Here is a 19,096-nt window from a genome sequence, read left to right on the forward strand (position 1 = left end):
GATTAATACGTAAATATTAATGCAGCATGCTACAAATGAAAAGAGAAATCTACGCCTTTCCTATATCTCTAAAATAAAGAAATATACTATCGATTTTCTTAATATATTATCAAATTATTCATCATTATATGTTACAACTTACAGCATATTTATAGTAAGGTGTTAATTATGAAAGAGGCAAAGAAGAGTCCGGTAGTTAGATTAAAGGCCACAGCTAAAGAATTCAATTTTAGTAAGTTAAGAGCAGATCAAGATAATAAATTAGCGAATTCCGGTGAAACAATGTTCTTAGATTTTCAAAGAATGAATTTTATTATTAATGAAAAAGAAATAGATAAAAATTTTATTATTGCATTTAAGGAAGGAGCTAAAGATTATAAAAATGAGATTTTTAACCGTGATAATTTTGATAACCTCTCTGAAGAAGGTAAAGCTTTTATGGAACCAGTACTTAAGGAGCTTGATCAAGATAGACTATCTGAAGTTTGGGAAAATCATTGTAATAGCCCTACAGTTGCTGATGAAAAAAAAATTGATGAATATAGAAAGGAATTTGAGAGATTTTATAACGCAGGGAGAAGCTCTTATCATCTATTCTCCAAAAAAGATTACCGTGCATTAGCAAAGGAAATTTTTAAGGAAATGTTTAGATACGCTGGAGCAAGGGTTCCAAGTGATGCTATTTTAGAAGAGCTAATCACCAATTGTAATCAAGCAGGGTATGAGGCTGCTCCATTTATACAAACCCAACTTGCACTTGGACAGTCGTTCATAGTAGAAAATCCTAAAAAAGTAATAAATATTGATTGTGCTAACCAAAATAATGTAAGAATTAGATCTGATATGAGGCTACCAATACTCTCTGTTAAAAATCAAGTTATGCATGGTGATAAGATATGTGATCTGTCTAACTCATTAGAATTTACACTTGAGTCTCAAGATGGTGAAGACCTTGTAAAATATGGAGATGGTAAATTATTACTTACTATTCCTGAAGAGCTAAAAAACTATAAAGATAATGGCAAGAGCTTGTTTGACATTATTAAAGAATATTTTCAGAAATTCTGTGCAGAACTAGGATTTAAATATGAGACAAAAATACAAATAGAGCATGACTTAGGTACTCAAATCAAAGTAAATAACTATTTAGATGGTACGATATCAACCATAGGATCAGATGCAAATGAAGAATTTATTAATCTTTTAAGCAAAAACCTCAGAGAGAAGTTATTGGAATCAGGAGTTGCTCTAGGAGGTGAAGATGTTGATGGTATTATTGAAGTTAGAGTATCTGCAGTTATGGATCTACTTAGTGATTATGCCAAATTGGAAGATAATAAAGAAAACAGGGAGTTATTAATAAGTGAAGTAGCAGATAATTTAGGGCTTTCCTTTCAAGGTAAAATATCATCAGAAGTATTAGGATCTTTACCTTCTTCGATAAAAGGTCAGGTTAATCATAATCAAGTGCAGTTTGTTGTAAATATTTTTACCAATTTAATTGTTGAAGGAAAAAGCGAAGTATACAAAGAAAAAAATGCAATTAATGCAATTCATCAGAAGATAGATAAGGCAATTGTTGAGCAAGAAAAAAGAGCAACCAACAAACAAGATATAGAGAATGATAAATGGACAGATAAAATAAAAAAACAGAGATTATCTATGGAATCACATGGGCATTTGCATTAAAGATACTGTGTACAGAGGCGTAGTATGCTCAATTTTCGCCTTTCATTTAAAGCACTCAAATTGATCAAACACACTCAATCCAAAGCGTTTGTAGATTCGATATCTTGAGTAACTTGACGCAGAGAGAATTGTATACCTTAGTCAACTTTTCTAGCGGTATCCATAAGGTAAATCATTATTTGAGTGTTACACCCAAGCCCTCTTTATTTTCCTCTGTTATCAAGCTAAAAATACCATTTGCTTTCATTATGTATACGAAACTATTATGCTTGCAAGAAAAAAAAAACTAAAAAACTGAAAAAGAGAATAGGAATTTGATATAAGTTATTCCCAAATTTGGGGAATATTCAAAAAAGCATAAGCATCAAGTTAAGAGATTGCGAGCAAATTTAGGGAAGTTAAAGTAGATACTCTAGTTTTTCTGTACTTGTCTTTTAATGAAAATCATGACCAAGTTATTGTAATCTTTTTAAGAAAAATTTTCAAACTATTAACTCTATTCTTTAGTGCTAAAAATAACTCTCTAATCCGCCTTTTTAGCTCAATAAATGCCTTTGTTAAACTGAGTTCTGTATTCTTTTTTAATTTTGTACAACTCATGAAATATGAGAATTGCACATAATTTAGCATATAATTCACACAATACTCTGTGTGGCTTCCCTTTTAAGTCTTATGTAGCTCTTGTATAGTTTAAAAACAACTCAATTTGCCACCTTACTCTGTAATACTTGCTCAGCACTAATTTTATCCTCTGGAATATTAGTTTTGACCAGTTCAACAATTTCTGATTCCTTTTGGAAGATCATGTGATTTTGCCAATTTATTAGCTTTTCTTCTTCTGGCTAGAGACTGCTCTTCAGTTAATTTATGACATATCATTCTTACTCTAATCTTTGCTTCTTTTCCCAACAACACCTTCATTTCTAAAAATAGCTTGTCTCCTAAACATTCCAATAATTCCATTTTTTGATTTGTTTCTATAGCATATACATTGGTATCAACGACTTATAAAATAAGCTCCCGTTCCATTGATCTGTTTAAAAGAACTTGAACCAAGGTCAGATATTAGCAACTTCTCCCTATAACCTTCTTACTCCCTCCGTTATGTTAAGTTGATCCAATGTCTGATTTAGGTAATCAAAAACTAATTTTAACTTTATTCCACACTTAGTGTTACTCTCATAACCTTTGTCCATAACCTTTATATAGATTTTCCATGCTGTTAGGCAAAGCTACTATCCAATGCTTTTAAATTGCTGCAAGATTCTACAATCAATTTGCAGGGTATTTTAAATAAAGCCATTGTACATTCTTTTCATAAATTCTACTGCTTCTTTAGTAAACCTGAAATCTAAACCCTGTTTCGTTATTATCACAGATTCTTCATTTAATAATTGGCACATTGTATCTATGATTCAGTTTGTAACCCCTATATTACCCAAAATTATAGCTTTTATGAATCATCAATTACTCAATTTTCTCTTCCTTTTCTGTTTCAATTATTTGCCATTTCATTGAAAAATTTGTTGAGGTAATTTGATAAGCAAGTTATTTTATTCATCATTAGTTCTCTCACTAAAATATATCCGAGAGAATTTTATATCTTCTTATCCTATCTTCTTCATACCTTTATTTCCTTAACTTGACCCTTATGCTTTTTTGAATATTCCACTTTATTAATTAATATATAAAATAGCTTTTTCTTATTTCCTTTCTTCCTTACGCCACTTCTTCTTAACTTGATGCGTATGGTTTATTTAACACTTCCGATATACAACTAAAAAATAGCAAATTCTCTATAATTTGAATATAATTCTAGCTTTACCTAAACAGAAAGATGAACTACTTAATGGATTGTGTTTTTACATCTCTTTCCTTGCCACTTTTTATTACTGAGAATTATTTGTTAATTACCGCGTTGATCCCACTTTTAAGCGCATTAGCTATTTTTTTTACTAGTAAATGGCCCAAAGTGAATAATAGCGTTACTGTTGCTTCTTCTATGCTTCTATTTGCATATACATCTCTATGCACTTTATATTTGGTATATGGTGATCATCCTCAATTTATTCTCATGGACTTCGGTAATAATTTGCATATTAGTTTAAAGCTAGAGTCTAGTGGAGCAATATTCAGTTTATTAATATCATTTTTGTGGGTGCTGACCAGTATATATGCAATATGTTATATGCAGAATAACTATGCTGATAGCAATCACTCAAGTTTTCTATGCTTTTTTTCAATATCAATTAGCTGTGCAATGTTTATTGCTTTTTCTGGAGATTTGCTTACTACATTTATTTTTTATGAGCTTCTAACTATTAGTACATACCCTTTAGTTACTTATAACTCAACAAATGAATCAGTGGTTGCAGGGCGCTATTACTTTGGTGTGCTGTTTTTCTCTTCTTTAGTGTTATTTTTTCCTGCAATAGGCCTTTTATATAATGAATTTCATACTTTAGATTTTGTAAGTGGTGGAATATTCAAATTTGATACTTCACTCATAACTTTTATTGCAGTGTGTTTTGCTATGCTAATTTATGGGATAGGAAAAGCTGCGTTAATGCCGATGCATTTTTGGTTACCAAAAGCAATGGTTGCACCAACTCCTGTAAGCGCACTACTACATGCCGTTGCTGTTGTGAAATCCGGAGTTTTCATCATCATAAAAGTCATATTATACACCTTTGGCGTCGATACCATGCAACGTTTTGTGCAGCAAAATTGGTTTGCTGGAGGGTGGCTTCCGTACGCTGCTGGATTTACTATTATTACTGCATCGTTAATTGCATTAAAGCAAAAGGAATTAAAGAAATTGCTTGCTTATTCTACTATCTCTCAGTTGTCATATATTATATTGTTTGCTTCAATTTTTAGTGAACTCAGTATGAGGGTTGCAATTTTTCAATTAGTTTGCCATGCGTTTGCAAAAATTACTTTATTTTTTGTTGCAGGTAGCATAATAACAAAAACGGGTGAAAAATATATAGATAGAATTCACGGTATAGGACGTAGTATGCCAATTAGCATGACAGCATTTACCATAGGTGCATTATCCATGATAGGAGTACCTCCTGCTCCGACCTTTTGGAGCAAATTTCTCATCTTTCAAGCTGTTTTTAACTCTAGTAATGTAACACTTTCTATATTTGTAGCTCTGGTGTTAATTGTCAGTACTATACTCAACGCTCTATACTTCTTACCGATAATTTACAATGCTTTTTTCTTAAAACCTTCTAGAAATTATTTTATTAAAAAGACACCAATCCTTCTAGTTTTACCTCCAGTTCTTACTGCTGCGTGTACTGTAATTATTTTTTCAGTAATCATCTATACTTATAATTATTAACAATAAATTTAAATGGTACTGTTCCAGCTAGAGTTGCTTTTATATTTGACAAAGTGAAGCTGACCTCCACAGCATAATCTTTCATCTTCTTATTTTGCTCAGCTGTAAAAACTACAGTAGCGTTTCCAGCAAATGTAACTAAGTTCTTGGTCAACCGGTCAATAGATAATGTTGTTACGTTTATGTTGGTAATTTTTCTTGTGGATGAAACAGCTTCATTGTTCACTTTTTCCTGAAAGTTTTGGTAGATTTTGTATACAGAATTGTTTTTTATAAAATTTTCTTGATACTTTGGCTCAACAGTCCGAGAGGACTCATATGTTTCAATATATTTACTTATTAAATACCTTGCTATGGAAATGTACTCATCTTCTTTTTTACTAAAACTAAGTTTATGTATTGCAGAGAACTCATCTTCTGTGTGGTTCATATACTTCACAAAATTTAAATCTTTTTTAACAGGAAGTAATAGGTATATGTTTAGTAGTGATAAAAATAAACATACTAAGAGAAGTAACGCTATTAACGCCATCCAAGATCTTTCTACAACGCAGAACAGGTATCTGTGGCAATACCATTCAACTGCTTTCCTGAAGTAACTTTTGTTTTTTACTGATTCAAGTAATTTATCTTCCATAATACAAACCCAATTATATAATATACTGGATACTCTAAAAAACTTTAAAATATGTCTAAATTTTCCAAAATGGGATGAATTATTATATCACCTTGTTCTGCAATAAGGTGAAATTTATCAATTTTGCTCACATCTAAATTTATCATTTTTACACTGAAGCTTTCAGGATCATAAGTATTACTTTCTGCACTTTTGTGATAATTATAGTAGTGTAATTTATTTTGATCATCAAAATAACCAAATTCATCAGCAAGAGTTCCCACTTTTTTGCCTTTACCGTCTCTGACTAGCTCAAATAGATCAATTACATGGTTTTCAGATCCAGGCTCAATAGATCCTTCTACAGCAAAAAATTTAGGTGCATGACCAACATACTCCTTAAGTTTTAGATTATTAGTCTTTTTTATACTACCAAAATCCATGAGTTTATATTCATCTGAAAGACCAGAATATTGTGGATCATACTTTTTATATTCAAAAAACTCATTACCTAAAAAATTACAAAACGTTAATTTACAATCATCGTGATTGGATTTAACAACTTTAAAGTAATGAAAATCTCTAGGGATCTTTACTTCCTCTTTCGTAATATGATTACGTACAACAAGTTCATCATTAATCATATAATAGCCAATTCTTGGCAAAGTAGCTATATTGATTGCCTTGTTTAGCTTAAAATTTGCCTCATAGATGCCACTTGATAGCTCCTTCCCTTTTTCTAAAGTGACGTCTTGATCTAAAGATGTATTCTTGATTAAACTCAATTCTTTCTGCATGTTCAGTATAGTGTTTGTTAAAACTTCTATTGATTGCCATACAGTTAATTTATTATCATTCAAGTTATATACTTTCAGTATTAAATTAGCAGAATTTTATCATAAATTTATGTTAAAAGTATTACATTTTTGTGTCATGATGTTAACTACATTAGCTAAAACATGCTTTTTATCTAAGCGAAATTGCTTTGCAGCAACGAAAAGTTCATCTATTTCTTTCCATTGACTTAGTAGAATTTCAACATTATTTACTTCTTTCTTTATACTTTCTAAAATGGAGGTTTGAATTATATGTGATGCTAGTTCTAGCTCAATCTCACTATTAATTATTTTATTAACTATATCAGAATTATTTAGATTACGGAAAAATGTATAAAAATGCTTATGTGACTCATAAGCACCACTGTTTATTGCATTTATTATTACTCCCGGAGTTCCAGGAAACAAAGTAATGATCTCACTAAATATTTTATCGTCGAATTTACACTGAGATGAAACAACCTGCTTTGTTTCATCGTAAGTTAATGGAAGTAAATTCAGCTGAAAACACCTACACCGGATGGTGGTTTGTACATCATATGGCTTATGGCTAATTACAAATATTTTAGAATTTTGTGGCGGCTCCTCTAATATTTTTAATATTGCATTTTTAGCATTATTAGTCATTGACTCTAAGCTATCTATTATAGCTATTTTATATTCTGATTGAATGGGGCTTAAGTGCAAAAAGTTTTTCATTTCTCTCACCTTTTCCACTCCTATTGTATCACCTTCAACAATGTGTAAGTCTAATGCTACTTCATCGTAATTTTTTATAAGAAACCAATTAGAAAAGGATTTTGCGAATGTTGCTTTTCCTATACCTTTTTTACCACAGATCAGCCAAGATTGAACAGACAAGTTGTTCATTATCTTTTTTTTTGCTTGGTTGTGGCCTATCACCTTTTTCATTCTTTCTCCTATAGATCTTAGTTTGAAAATTCGTTATTTATTGTTTGTAATGAAATTTTACCTTTTCTTAAAACCTTAATCTTGTCTCCAGTTAAGTCAATAATAGTAGATTCTATACCAGAAACTAATTCATCATCTTCAATTACTGCAGATAAGTGTTGCTTAATAGACTGAGGTATATCTCTTGCTTTGCATATACTTTTTTCTCCTGAAATGTTAATACTAGTTGCAACTACTGGAGTTTTCAGTTCATTTAATATTGAAATCGCAATAGGATGATCAGGAATTCTTATGCCTATACTATCTTTAAAGAACTCATTTGGTAATATACTGTTATCTTGAAGTGGTAAAATATAGGTCATTGGTCCAGGAGAAAAATAGTTTATTAAATCGATATACTCTTCCTTTACCTTTGCTATATTTATCAAACTATCAATATTACTAACAAATACAGAGAGCGGCTTGTTTTGAGAACGCTTTTTTATTCGATATATTTTTTCTATAGATTCGTTACCTAGCGCATTACAAGAAAGAGCATATACTGTCTCTGTTGGAAAGCATGCTAACAAATTATTTTTTATTGCATTTATTACTTCAAATACCATATAGCTAAAACTTATGTCTACAATAGCTCTGGGTTTACAGTTATCTCGCTATATGGTAGCAATTAAGATACCGAAATGGCTAGCACGCATCTGTTGTATACTTACAGTAAATTTTATTAGCAACTGCTCGTTTTGACTGCTAGTACAACATTGCATAATTCTATTATGCCTATTTTGATCAAAATTTGCAAGACTTTTTATGCGAAACACTATGTATAAGTGGTTGTGGTTGATTTCAATTTGATGAATTAACATTCTAATAATATTTTGTTTAGTCTGCCAATCTACCAGATCAAGTTTTGATTCAACACTTGAGGAAAAGTTTTTCAAGCTATCTGTAACAAGGCTCAATTCTTGTTGTAACTTCTTTTGATCGAGTGTTCTTTCTTTCTCTTCTTCAATTTCTTTCAAATGTTGTTTCATTGTTGTGATTCTTGGTTCAAATTCTTCTTGGCTTATAAACCCTTTGGCATAGCTATCAATAAATTTTTTGATACTTAATCTTAGCTTACTTTCTTGCTTTTCACGTGTTTGATTATGTAAAGGCTTTTTGTTCTCTGACAATCTACGTTGATATTCATTTGCAATCCTATCTGGCTCTTTCAGGATACTCTTGACTTCTTCCCATATAACTCCATCTAATACATCAGTGCGTATTGATTTATTATCGCAGATTTTATTGCCATTGAATTTGCTAGAGTTTGTACCAGAGCAACGATAGTAATAATATGTCGACTTTTTATGAACGTGGTTTGTACCGCAATAAGTATATTGACAACGTTGACATACCATTAAACCTTGCAATAAATATGTTTCTCTTCTTTGTCGTACTCTTGCTCTTTGCCTATTTTCAGTTAGTTGTGCCTGTACTGAATCAAATAAAGGCTCATTGATTATTTTTGGTACTGGAATATAAGTCCAGTTCTCTTTATCACTGTTAAAGCGACCACTTTTAAGTTTACCACAAGTTCCTTTTTTTGACTTTTTTACTTGTGGTTTTGAGCATGTCCTAGTTTTACCATAAGCTGCTTTTCCTATATAAGCAGGATTTCTTAACATGTTCCAAATAGTGCTCCTTTTCCAATACCTTTTTCCTGTTCGTGTTATTACCGGTATCTTATTCAGTTCATGTACAACTTCTCCTATACTTGCTCTTTCTTGGCCAACCCGACTAAATATTTTACGCACTATATTTGCCTCTTCTTCATCAACCTCAAATTGAGCACTTCCTTCACCTACATGTTTTGCTATGTAGCGATAACCGTAAGGCGCCCTACCCATCACACTTATACACCCAGCTTTGGCCGCATGAAGTTTACCTCTACGGTTTCGTTCCATAATCTTTGCACGTTCATACTCTGCTATTGCTCCCTGAATCTGTAGAAATAAATGGGAATCAGGATTATCATCAAACTTATGATTCAAAAATACTATTTCAGATTCAGCCTTTTTAAACTCTTCGAGTAAGATCATTTGATATGAAAATTTCCGTGATAGCCGATCAGGTGAATGAATGTATATCTTATCAATCTTACCTTCTGCTACTCTATCACGTAAACTCTCTAAGCCAGGACGTTCTAAATTTGATCCACTGTAACCATTATCGATGAACCTATGCTCATCTAACAATTCATGTCCATCACTACTAATGCGACGCTCCAATTCTACAATCTGACTCTCTATTGTATTCTCCTGTGCCTGTTGTCTTGATGAAACTCTTGCATACAAGCTTACCGTTACCATTTTCTTCTACCTCCTTTATTTTATATTTCAATAATTGTTCATAAGCATTTACCAAATATGTATCCGCCAACCTATGAGGTTCATAACGGCAATTAATAGTTAATTCCCCTTTTTGCATGTTTTTCTTCCTGTGAAATTTTTTATAGGTTAGGAGACTTCTATTAAACTAAACCAATGCACACCTTATTTAAGAAAGCTATCTAGTTTACACAAATTCTCCCTAATTAAATATACAAGATTTGAAAAAATTATGTCCAAAAAATCTTTGCTTGAATTGTCATATTATGTATAATGTAGCTTATTTTATGTAATATGAATGTTCATCCAAGCCATGAATTTTTGGAAAGCGATTTAGAAGTTCCTGTTAACCTTTTACTAGATCGTTTTCAGGATTCTAAGGTACGTCAGTCTTGGTTAGATTCCCTTTCTGGTAAACAACTGAGCATCATTTTTCAGCATTGCTTTAAAAATCATTTAAATGGGCAACTTTTTCAGGATGGAGATTATGACGATAGATCCACTCAGCAAAAACGTAAGATACTTACCAGTTATTCTGACTCTCTTTTCAACTATTATCTCATTAGCTACTTTGATCGTACAAAACTTGAGGCTACAGTTAGTGAAGTAGCAAGATTTGCCCTCACTCAGGAATTAATGAGATCGTACCTGATAAAAAATAATACTAAGTATGATAAAAGATCCTTGTTATTTTTACTGTTTCACATAAATTGCAAACTTCTAAAATCTGTTTATCACTTTGATAAAGTGCAAAAGAAAGGTTTCGTATCATTTGCTCTACAGAAACCACCAAGACAAATAAAAACTTCATTTAAGGAATTTATGTCACCAGAGGCAGTAGAGCAGATACTTAGGGATGATAACCAGTTGCAGGGTTTTTTCCATCATCAAGATCGAATTATAATGCACCCATTTGTCTAGACCATTTTTTTCAAAGTGATCCGATTTTTAAAATGAATATGTTGATAAATACGTCGACACACATTTAAAGTATTTATCAATATATTCATTTACTGTTTATGATAATAAAGATCAGCAGGAACTTTATAATGTAGAGTCTGATGTCGCCTTTTATAGTTATACCAACCAACAAAATCGTTTATTATAAGATTCAAATCTCTGATACTATTTGGTCTATAATAATATATAGCTTCTTGCTTTAAAGTTCTCCATAAACGCTCAACAAATATATTGTCGAAGCAACGTCCTTTATGATCCATACTAATTTTAATATTAGCACGCTCTAATTCCATAATAAAGTTGTAGCTAGTAAACTGCACTCCTTGATCACTATTAAAAATCTCAGGTTTACCTTGTTTTAGAGCTTCTTTGAGAGTATAAAGGCAAAATCCAGCATCGAGATATGGTGATAATGAATGAGCAATAATATAGCGACTATACAAGTCCATTATTGCCACAAAATAGACAAACTTACCTTCTACCATAATATATAGTAGCCCATACCTGATTAACTCTACAAATAATCAAATCTTTGAGTAAATAAGGATATATTTTATGCTTTTTTTCTTTAATACTTGTATTACATCTTTTTCTACAATACAGCCCACTAATCTTCATTTTTTTCATAATTCTTAAGATTTTTTTGTGATTGACTACTACTCCACTCGCTATGATTTCAGCAGTAATTTTACGATATCCATAACGGCAATCAGAAGCCAAATATACTTCTTGAATCAAATTTCACTTTCGTTATTAATTATATGCCTATAATATAGGCTAGATCTGCAAATCCCCAGTAAATCAGCCTGTTTCCTAATTGATAGATCAGAATCTTTTTCTATAAACCTTACTCTATCTTTTTTGCTTATTTCAGTAATTTTTTTTTCAAATAACTATTTTCCACTGTCAATTCTCCTATTACTTTATGTAAACTTTCTATTTCTTGCGCTAAGATTCTTTGTTTTCTCGCACTTTCACTTTCTTCAACAAATAGGTCTTTTAACCTTGCCAATACTCTATCACGCCAATCATATAGATTTGTTGATGGTATTTTATATTCACTACATATCTCAGATGTGCTTTTTTGATTTTTTATTGCTTCCAAAGCTATCTTTGCTTTTAACTCTGGTTCATATTTTTTTGTTGCCATACTTTTACCCCTTTACCTTCCTACTCGGATCAACCATTTTTTTTTGGTCTAGTTTATGGGGTGCATTATACTCTTTTTCCTACTGCTCCTGGTGCTCCGGGTAACTGCGTTGGTAGTAAACTTAATACTCTATTTTGCTCTTCTATGGTAATATGTCTAAATCTTACTGATCTACTTGGAAACAAATTTAAATTTTCAATTCGTCCATAATTTATCGGCAATATATTTATCGCATTTGTTAGTGCCGTCATGCTAAATGCTGTATTTGTAAATGGATTTTGCATTTTTCTTTTCCCCCTTTTGTGTTTTTAATAGTTTTTTTAAGCTCCCTTGCGGATGATGATCCCTCGTCCTTCAAGCTGCTTTATTGCTGCATTTTTCTGCTCTTCAGTTATATTTGCTGGCCATACAACTGCATGATCTGCTAGCATTGCTATGCGAGTAATAATTACTCCTTTCATATCAGAATCTTTGCTATTTATATCATTTGTAATTACTCCTATTGCTGTTTGTGTACCATCTGTTCCAGTGGGATTAAGTACTCTAATAAAACCATCATCTGTCTTTTTGGCAACTACTGCGCCAAGCTTGATATTTTGACCTTTAGCTACTGTTATTTGGTCCCTTGAATATAGATTTGAAACTTCATATTTCAGAAGATCTCCTAAATTATTTCCTTCAGTTATATTTGTCATAAATGTTTCTCCTTTAAAATTTCTTACTTATGCAGTTTGACGAGCTTTAGCTGCTTCCATCATCAAGTCTTCCGGTGAATTCTGTGGTATTGTACTTAGTATCTCTGTCTTTTTCGTTCGCTCTGCTAGTAGCTCCATTAATATCTCTCTCGCTTCTTTAGTGCTCACATTTTGTTCAATAAACTCCGTTAACTTCTCTGGCATGTGCGACAGGTTACATAAACGTATCAATTCCAAAACTTCTCCTCGACACTTCTTGCACCCACCTTTTTCAATTAATTCACTTGAGTCTTGAATTGGCTGTTCTTGTTTATCTGTTGTGTTTAAATTCATACTGTAACTCCTATATTGATTGATAAATTCAGAATATGTCATAATTCCATCGGCAAGCCCTACTTCTGTTGCATTTTCTCCAAAATATAACCCTGCTTCTGTTGATTCGATTTTTTCTGTCGATAGATTCCTATTTCTTGCTATGAGTTGAACAAACTATAATGCACCCCATAAACTAGACCAAAAAAAAATGGTTGATCCGAGTAGGAAGGTAAAGGGGTAAAAGTATGGCAACAAAAAAATATGAACCAGAGTTAAAAGCAAAGATAGCTTTGGAAGCAATAAAAAATCAAAAAAGCACATCTGAGATATGTAGTGAATATAAAATACCATCAACAAATCTATATGATTGGCGTGATAGAGTATTGGCAAGGTTAAAAGACCTATTTGTTGAAGAAAGTGAAAGTGCGAGAAAACAAAGAATCTTAGCGCAAGAAATAGAAAGTTTACATAAAGTAATAGGAGAATTGACAGTGGAAAATAGTTATTTGAAAAAAAAATTACTGAAATAAGCAAAAAAGATAGAGTAAGGTTTATAGAAAAAGATTCTGATCTATCAATTAGGAAACAGGCTGATTTACTGGGGATTTGCAGATCTAGCCTATATTATAGGCATATAATTAATAACGAAAGTGAAATTTGATTCAAGAAGTATATTTGGCTTCTGATTGCCGTTATGGATATCGTAAAATTACTGCTGAAATCATAGCGAGTGGAGTAGTAGTCAATCACAAAAAAATCTTAAGAATTATGAAAAAAATGAAGATTAGTGGGCTGTATTGTAGAAAAAGATGTAATACAAGTATTAAAGAAAAAAAGCATAAAATATATCCTTATTTACTCAAAGATTTGATTATTTGTAGAGTTAATCAGGTATGGGCTACTATATATTATGGTAGAAGGTAAGTTTGTCTATTTTGTGGCAATAATGGACTTGTATAGTCGCTATATTATTGCTCATTCATTATCACCATATCTCGATGCTGGATTTTGCCTTTATACTCTCAAAGAAGCTCTAAAACAAGGTAAACCTGAGATTTTTAATAGTGATCAAGGAGTGCAGTTTACTAGCTACAACTTTATTATGGAATTAGAGCGTGCTAATATTAAAATTAGTATGGATCATAAAGGACGTTGCTTCGACAATATATTTGTTGAGCGTTTATGGAGAACTTTAAAGCAAGAAGCTATATATTATTATAGACCAAATAGTATCAGAGATTTGAATCTTATAATAAACGATTTTGTTGGTTGGTATAACTATAAAAGGCGACATCAGACTCTACATTATAAAGTTCCTGCTGATCTTTATTATCATAAACAGTAAATGAATATATTGATAAATACTTTAAATGTGTGTCGACGTATTTATCAACATATTCATTTTAAAAATCGGATCACTTTGAAAAAAATGGTCTAGACAAATGGGTGCATTATAAACATCTCATATAGTCGGTCTACTTCTTTTTGTAAGCTTTCTAAACTTTCAGAAGTTATTGGTTCATGTGGGTTTAAATCATTTTTTCTACCTCCTGCAAATACTGTCGTATATTTTATTCCCTGTTTTTCATTAAACCCACTTTGATCTATATGACTTGCAATTACTCCAATACTTCCTATTCCTGAAGTTCTGCTCACAAATACCTTTTCAGCGCTTGAAGCTATTGCATATGCAGCAGAATATGCATCATCATTTGCTATCGCTATTATCCTCTTTTTTCCTCTTGCACTATAGATAAAATCAGCTAAATCAAATACACCGTTTACTTCTCCTCCTGGGCTATCTATATCAAGTGTAATAGTTTCTACTTCCTTATTTTCTAAAGCTTCTTCTATTTCTTCTTGAATTTTCTCATATGATATCATTCCCAGAAAATCGTCAAAAGTTCCTGGTTTTTTGGTCAAAATTCCATGTATTGGTATTATTGCTGTTCTTGCTATATTTTGATTTATTGCATGTTTTATATTTTTAAATATAGGCTGTTTTCCGTTATATAGCGACAACAAGTCAAAGCTTTTTTGCTCTATCATCATCGGCTTGCACATCCAGTTGGTTTGTAAAATTTTCATAATGTAAATGAGATTTATTTTGTTTGTGTTCTGACATCAGAATCAAAGAGAAGGTTGAAAGAATCAGCACGCTTTTGATCTTCGGCAATCTCTTGATCAATTTCTTCAACATCATAACCCATTTCTGATACTACTTCCGATCGACTCTTAAATCCATTCCTTACTGCCATTTGCTGTGCTTGCTGATCTTTGAGCGGATCCACCCAATCAAATCCCTGTGGTATCCATTTTACTTCTTCTTTCGCTGCTTTTACTACTTTTTCATCTATACTCAGTTCTCCACAAAGTACTGCTAATTCTAGCCATCTATTCCAAATAGGTCTACAAAACTGGAACACTATCACGTTGTGCTGTAACATTGCGCACCTTCTGCGAAACTCTATCAGCCCTGCTCGAATGGATGAATAATTAACACCTGTTAAATCTCCTGTTAGCTGTTCATATGTTATCCCTGTACCAATCGCTATTGCCCTCAGTTGCTGTCTCATAAATGCTTCATAACTTCCCCCAACATCAGACGGCTCTGAAAATTTTATGTCTTCTCCTGGGTCTAAAAGCTGCATTGTTCCAGGTTCCAGTCCAGATAGTGCTACTCCTTGCTCATTACTTTCACCCTCTCCTAAAATATTTGCTTCTGGATCAAGTCTTGTAATAAACCCTGCAAACATCGCTGCTGTCTTTTTTCTCACTAATTCTGCATCATCGTATTGATCAAGCTCATAAAGTTTCAGCAGTATATTAGAAAGCCAAGGCTCCCCTCTGATTTGCCCAGGTCTTAATGGTCTATAAATATGTAAAACATCGTTTGCTGGTACTCTCACTGACTCTCCAAACGTACTTTCACCAGGGTGTTCTTTAAATAGGTAGTATGCTTCTCTTTGCCCAAGTCTGTTAAACTCAATCCCGTTTCTTATTACATTACCATTTCCTAAAGTTTGATTTGTTTTATTGTCTAAATGTTCAGACTCAAGTACTTGCAGTTGTAATGGTACAGAAAATCCATCCTCTAGCTTTCTTGTTCGGAGTCGTACAAAACATTCTCCTCCCTCTATCATGCTCCTACATACCAGAGCTTGTAATCCATAAAAATCACTTATTCCGCTACTATCTGCTTCATCTGTCCATTTTAGCCATAATTCTTGTACTTTCTTTCGAAATTCCCCATCTCTTGCTTTTGATTGCGGTTTTATTCCTGTTCCAATAGAGTTACTTACTATTGTATCAATGATATTTGCCGCATATGGATTTTTCCTTACCATATCTCGAGAGCGACTACGCAGGTGCTCAAGGCTTTGAGAGAGTAAATTATTTATGCTTCCTGCTTCTCCTTGCCAATACATTACCCTTCTTCCTGACCCTGCTGCATCCCAGGCTGAACTTTTGATTTTTGGCTTGCTAAATAGTTGTTTGAATGATTTTAATAACATTTTGCCTCTTTGATTATGCAGCAGTTTGTTGCACAATTTTACATTAAAAAATTACAGCAAGCTGCTGGAGAGTCTGGCTGTTAACGCTTTATAAATTATGCATGAGGCTCTTGCACAAATACCAACGCTTATTCTGGGCTGCGTTCATAAATGTCCTTCCGATGTCCCATTGCAGTAATAGTTACTGTGTGTTTTAAGTAGTTTATCCTATAAATTACACGATAATCACTTACTCGTATCCTAAAATACCCTTTGAATTCATGCGATAATGCTTTACCTATTGCTTTAGGGTTGGTTGCAAGACGACTATCTACAGCTCTTCTCACTCTAGATCTTATCGTTGGTGGTAATGCAAGAAAGTCCTCTTCAAGAACTCTTTTTGAATAGATAATATCGTATCCCAGCTTGTATCTCCACTTTTAGACTGTTTTTGCAGATAATATTCTATTCCAGTCTACATCCTCACTTCTAATTTCTTCATCACCTCTAGCATCACGCTCAAGAGAAAGCTTGGCTAACTCTATATCTACTTCATCTATTTCATCATCTTCTTCAGATAATTTACTTGCTTCAATTTCTTCTTCCACTAGGTCCTTTACAACTTCTTCTATAGTTCTATTTTGAACTTTCGCCATTTCTGTAAGGTACTGAGCAAATTCCCCCTCAAAATTTACATTAACATTAAGTCTTCCTTGACTTTGAGCCATATTATTCATTGCAAAATACTAGCTTTAAACTATAACATTTTTACACAATTTTGTCAATCCCCTTACTTGTCGCAATCACAATTCTTCTCTTCGGTCTCGCACCTGCAACTTTCAGTTCAGCCTTAATACGTTGCCGTAGATTAAGTAAGTCATTTATTTGAACTTCCCCGTACCGCACAACATGGTCACCATATGCAATTGAGACAACTCTTTCTCCGCTTTGCAGTTTTTGAATTGCTTTCTCAACTTGAGTTAAATATTTTTCACTGTACATTTTGATTACCAAGCCACTTACTCTGTCTTACTTTTTTAGGCTTTTTACTTTCTGGTTTTTCACTTAAACTATTCCATTTACTCTCTGGCCAACGATCGATTCCAAGCGCAATAGATGCAGCTCTTGCATAAATCCTACAGTCTAATACTTCATTTCTTTCTCTTACCTTTTGCCACTCTTGTTTGGTGTATCCTTTTACCACTTTGCTGACTAATTGCTCTGCTGTTAGCTGCTTAAAATATTCAGGTGCATACTCGGGAAAATGACAATATCCAGGTAGAGCTTTTCCTTCTTCTCCTTTTGAAATATTAAGTAATTGAAAAAGCTCTGACTTTAATATTGATACTCCTACTGGCCAGAGCTTTATTCCTCTCTTTAGCTTTTGACCACCAACTGTTATATCTACTCTACTTGGGCTGCTAAGTGGCACTAGTGCTTTATTTACACCTTTCACCGCCATTACTCTTCCAGAGCCTTGATGACTTTTCACCCAGTTGTAAACTTCCTGCGTTGCATACCCTGCATCAACCGCCATCATGCTTATCATGTATTCAAGCCCATTTTCACCGATAAAATGATGATTGAGGAGCTCCGAAAGCTTTCCCCATACTTCTCCACTTCCTGTATCTCCTTCAAATACTCGGTAGTCTATTGACCAACTTTCACGGCTTTTTCCCCATGCTACAACTTCTACTTCTAACCGATCTTTTTGAACATCTACTCCTGCTGTCAAAACCACTTCACCTTTTGGTACTGTGCCTACGGGAAAAAATTCTCTTCTGTTGAATAATTGCTTCCAGTCTGGTACTTCTCCTTTATCTACCCAAGTTTCTCCTAAAGTGGTATTTATCCAAACTTTCAGTAATTGTTCACTTTCCTTTGCATGGAGAAAGTCCTCTACTGCTTGTTGCCAACTATACCAGCCAACTGGACTATAAAGACTTGAAAGATGAAATCCTTTTTTCTCCCCTTCTTTTGCCTCTGTAGCTCTCCATTCTCCACGTTCTAGCATCTCTGTCTTTTGATGATTTTCTATTTTGCCGCTACATTCAGTGCAGACATAATGTGCTGTTCTTGAGTCGCTATTTTCCCATTTTATTTGTGGCCATTTTAGAACTTGATAGTAATTACAATGCGGACATGGTACAAAAAAATATCTCTTATCTGTTGCTTCAAACTCCTTCTCAATTCTGCTTATTCCATGAATCGTTGGTGTTGACACTAAAAAAATCTTTCGATGTGCAAATGTATTAGTACGGGCTATGCTGAGTAAAACTGGATCTCCTTCACCTCCAGAATCTCCTGGATAGGCATCTATCTCATCAAGAAAGAGATACTTTACTGGCATAGATCGGAGGCTTACACTGCTATTTGCTCCAGTTATTACTACTATTCCACCTGGAAACTCCTTACTTTGTACAGTATTGCCTGAATCTCTTGACCTTGGGTCCTTTACTTTACTTTTTAAACATGGTGTACTCTCTATTAACGGCGCAAATCTTCCTTTTGACCAACGCTTTCCCATTTCGACTGTTGGCTGTACTACTAACATTGGACCTGGTGTTTGATCTATGATATAGCCAATCCAATTATTTCCTGCTTCTGTTCCTCCAATCTGCGCTCCTTTCATGAATACTACTTTCTCCGCTGACGAAGATGGAGAAAGTGAATCCATTATTTCTTTTAAATAAGGAGTTCTTTCCGTTCTC

General features: G+C 33.1%; 14 protein-coding genes and 6 pseudogenes. 4 read left to right on the forward strand and 16 right to left on the reverse strand.

All coding sequences use genetic code 11. The features are described 5' to 3' along the window. Positions 1-168 precede the first annotated feature (168 nt). Positions 169-1,689: a hypothetical protein gene (locus tag OPS21_RS04600; protein ID WP_265027571.1), complete on the forward strand. Its 1,521-nt coding sequence runs from the start codon at positions 169-171 to the stop codon at positions 1,687-1,689. A gap of 369 nt (positions 1,690-2,058) precedes the next feature. Here OPS21_RS04600 and OPS21_RS04605 read toward each other — a convergent pair. Continuing rightward, positions 2,059-3,250 (reverse strand): annotated as a pseudogene (locus tag OPS21_RS04605) (IS4 family transposase). Positions 3,251-3,538: 288 nt separating this feature from the next. Here OPS21_RS04605 and OPS21_RS04610 point away from each other — a divergent pair. Then, entirely contained in the window at positions 3,539-5,041 is a 1,503-nt protein-coding gene (locus tag OPS21_RS04610; RefSeq protein WP_264337249.1) for a proton-conducting transporter transmembrane domain-containing protein, read from the forward strand. On the opposite strand, the gene OPS21_RS04615 is transcribed toward OPS21_RS04610, so the two are convergent. Genes OPS21_RS04615 through OPS21_RS04635 form a run of 5 tightly spaced genes read right to left on the reverse strand, consistent with a single transcriptional unit; the run spans position 5,019 to position 9,753 of the window. Beyond that, on the reverse strand, positions 5,019-5,678 hold the full coding sequence (locus OPS21_RS04615) for a VirB8/TrbF family protein (RefSeq protein WP_264337250.1): 660 nt from the start codon (positions 5,676-5,678) through the stop codon (positions 5,019-5,021). The two genes, OPS21_RS04610 and OPS21_RS04615, sit on opposite strands and share 23 nt — an antisense overlap. Before the next feature lie 44 nt (positions 5,679-5,722). Further along, entirely contained in the window at positions 5,723-6,517 is a 795-nt protein-coding gene (locus OPS21_RS04620; protein ID WP_264337251.1) for a hypothetical protein, read from the reverse strand. A gap of 36 nt (positions 6,518-6,553) precedes the next feature. Continuing rightward, entirely contained in the window at positions 6,554-7,405 is an 852-nt protein-coding gene (locus OPS21_RS04625) for a DNA polymerase III subunit delta' (protein WP_211908312.1), read from the reverse strand. 17 nt (positions 7,406-7,422) lie between these two features. Next, positions 7,423-8,010: an L-threonylcarbamoyladenylate synthase gene (locus tag OPS21_RS04630; protein WP_006013379.1), complete on the reverse strand. Its 588-nt coding sequence runs from the start codon at positions 8,008-8,010 to the stop codon at positions 7,423-7,425. Between the two features lie 48 nt (positions 8,011-8,058). After that, the gene (locus OPS21_RS04635) at positions 8,059-9,753 is read right to left on the reverse strand and encodes a recombinase family protein (RefSeq protein ID WP_264337252.1); all 1,695 of its coding nucleotides are present in this window, start codon (positions 9,751-9,753) and stop codon (positions 8,059-8,061) included. A 312-nt stretch (positions 9,754-10,065) separates the two neighbouring features. On the opposite strand from OPS21_RS04635, the gene OPS21_RS04640 reads away from it, so the two are divergent. Continuing rightward, positions 10,066-10,692, forward strand: a complete 627-nt coding sequence (locus tag OPS21_RS04640; RefSeq protein WP_264337253.1) for a hypothetical protein — start codon at positions 10,066-10,068, stop codon at positions 10,690-10,692. An 89-nt stretch (positions 10,693-10,781) separates the two neighbouring features. Here the strand turns inward: OPS21_RS04640 and OPS21_RS04645 are convergent. The 4 genes and pseudogenes from OPS21_RS04645 to OPS21_RS04660 form a co-directional block, all read right to left on the reverse strand. Then, positions 10,782-11,881 (reverse strand): annotated as a pseudogene (locus OPS21_RS04645) (IS3 family transposase). Between the two features lie 71 nt (positions 11,882-11,952). Next, positions 11,953-12,165: pseudogene (locus tag OPS21_RS04650) on the reverse strand (major capsid protein); the annotation flags it as partial. Between the two features lie 36 nt (positions 12,166-12,201). After that, positions 12,202-12,576, reverse strand: a complete 375-nt coding sequence (locus tag OPS21_RS04655) for a head decoration protein (RefSeq protein ID WP_264337254.1) — start codon at positions 12,574-12,576, stop codon at positions 12,202-12,204. A 27-nt stretch (positions 12,577-12,603) separates the two neighbouring features. Then, positions 12,604-13,065, reverse strand: a pseudogene (locus OPS21_RS04660) (S49 family peptidase); the annotation flags it as partial. A gap of 71 nt (positions 13,066-13,136) precedes the next feature. Here OPS21_RS04660 and OPS21_RS04665 point away from each other — a divergent pair. Continuing rightward, positions 13,137-14,236 (forward strand): annotated as a pseudogene (locus OPS21_RS04665) (IS3 family transposase). 107 nt (positions 14,237-14,343) lie between these two features. Here the strand turns inward: OPS21_RS04665 and OPS21_RS04670 are convergent. The 6 genes and pseudogenes from OPS21_RS04670 to OPS21_RS04695 all read right to left on the reverse strand — a co-directional run. Continuing rightward, a pseudogene (locus OPS21_RS04670) lies at positions 14,344-14,979 on the reverse strand (S49 family peptidase); the annotation flags it as partial. 14 nt (positions 14,980-14,993) lie between these two features. Next, positions 14,994-16,406 (reverse strand): phage portal protein, encoded by a 1,413-nt coding sequence (locus OPS21_RS04675; RefSeq protein WP_264337255.1) that lies wholly within the window; start codon positions 16,404-16,406, stop codon positions 14,994-14,996. A 128-nt stretch (positions 16,407-16,534) separates the two neighbouring features. Next, the gene (locus tag OPS21_RS04680; protein ID WP_019078751.1) at positions 16,535-16,732 is read right to left on the reverse strand and encodes a type II toxin-antitoxin system RelE family toxin; all 198 of its coding nucleotides are present in this window, start codon (positions 16,730-16,732) and stop codon (positions 16,535-16,537) included. Between the two features lie 93 nt (positions 16,733-16,825). Beyond that, positions 16,826-17,122 (reverse strand): hypothetical protein, encoded by a 297-nt coding sequence (locus tag OPS21_RS04685; RefSeq protein WP_264337256.1) that lies wholly within the window; start codon positions 17,120-17,122, stop codon positions 16,826-16,828. Positions 17,123-17,153: 31 nt separating this feature from the next. After that, the gene (locus tag OPS21_RS04690; RefSeq protein WP_264337257.1) at positions 17,154-17,387 is read right to left on the reverse strand and encodes a gpW family protein; all 234 of its coding nucleotides are present in this window, start codon (positions 17,385-17,387) and stop codon (positions 17,154-17,156) included. Next, entirely contained in the window at positions 17,377-19,062 is a 1,686-nt protein-coding gene (locus OPS21_RS04695) for a phage terminase large subunit family protein (RefSeq protein ID WP_264337258.1), read from the reverse strand. Before OPS21_RS04695 ends, OPS21_RS04690 begins: the two co-directional genes overlap by 11 nt. Between the last annotated feature and the right edge of the window lie 34 nt (positions 19,063-19,096).

This window comes from Wolbachia endosymbiont (group B) of Chorthippus parallelus, from assembly GCF_947251815.1.
Lineage (GTDB): Bacteria > Pseudomonadota > Alphaproteobacteria > Rickettsiales > Anaplasmataceae > Wolbachia.

Bases quoted from the DNA above. Each gene is read 5' to 3' on its own strand.
- OPS21_RS04600 (WP_265027571.1), top strand. From the start codon at position 169: ATGAAAGAGGCAAAGAAGAGTCCGGTAGTTAGATTAAAGGCCACAGCT.
- OPS21_RS04610 (WP_264337249.1), top strand. From the start codon at position 3,539: ATGGATTGTGTTTTTACATCTCTTTCCTTGCCACTTTTTATTACTGAG.
- OPS21_RS04615 (WP_264337250.1), bottom strand. From the start codon at position 5,678: ATGGAAGATAAATTACTTGAATCAGTAAAAAACAAAAGTTACTTCAGG.
- OPS21_RS04625 (WP_211908312.1), bottom strand. From the start codon at position 7,405: ATGAAAAAGGTGATAGGCCACAACCAAGCAAAAAAAAAGATAATGAAC.
- OPS21_RS04630 (WP_006013379.1), bottom strand. From the start codon at position 8,010: ATGGTATTTGAAGTAATAAATGCAATAAAAAATAATTTGTTAGCATGC.
- OPS21_RS04635 (WP_264337252.1), bottom strand. From the start codon at position 9,753: ATGGTAACGGTAAGCTTGTATGCAAGAGTTTCATCAAGACAACAGGCA.
- OPS21_RS04640 (WP_264337253.1), top strand. From the start codon at position 10,066: ATGAATGTTCATCCAAGCCATGAATTTTTGGAAAGCGATTTAGAAGTT.
- OPS21_RS04655 (WP_264337254.1), bottom strand. From the start codon at position 12,576: ATGACAAATATAACTGAAGGAAATAATTTAGGAGATCTTCTGAAATAT.
- OPS21_RS04675 (WP_264337255.1), bottom strand. From the start codon at position 16,406: ATGTTATTAAAATCATTCAAACAACTATTTAGCAAGCCAAAAATCAAA.
- OPS21_RS04685 (WP_264337256.1), bottom strand. From the start codon at position 17,122: ATGAATAATATGGCTCAAAGTCAAGGAAGACTTAATGTTAATGTAAAT.
- OPS21_RS04690 (WP_264337257.1), bottom strand. From the start codon at position 17,387: ATGTACAGTGAAAAATATTTAACTCAAGTTGAGAAAGCAATTCAAAAA.
- OPS21_RS04695 (WP_264337258.1), bottom strand. From the start codon at position 19,062: ATGGATTCACTTTCTCCATCTTCGTCAGCGGAGAAAGTAGTATTCATG.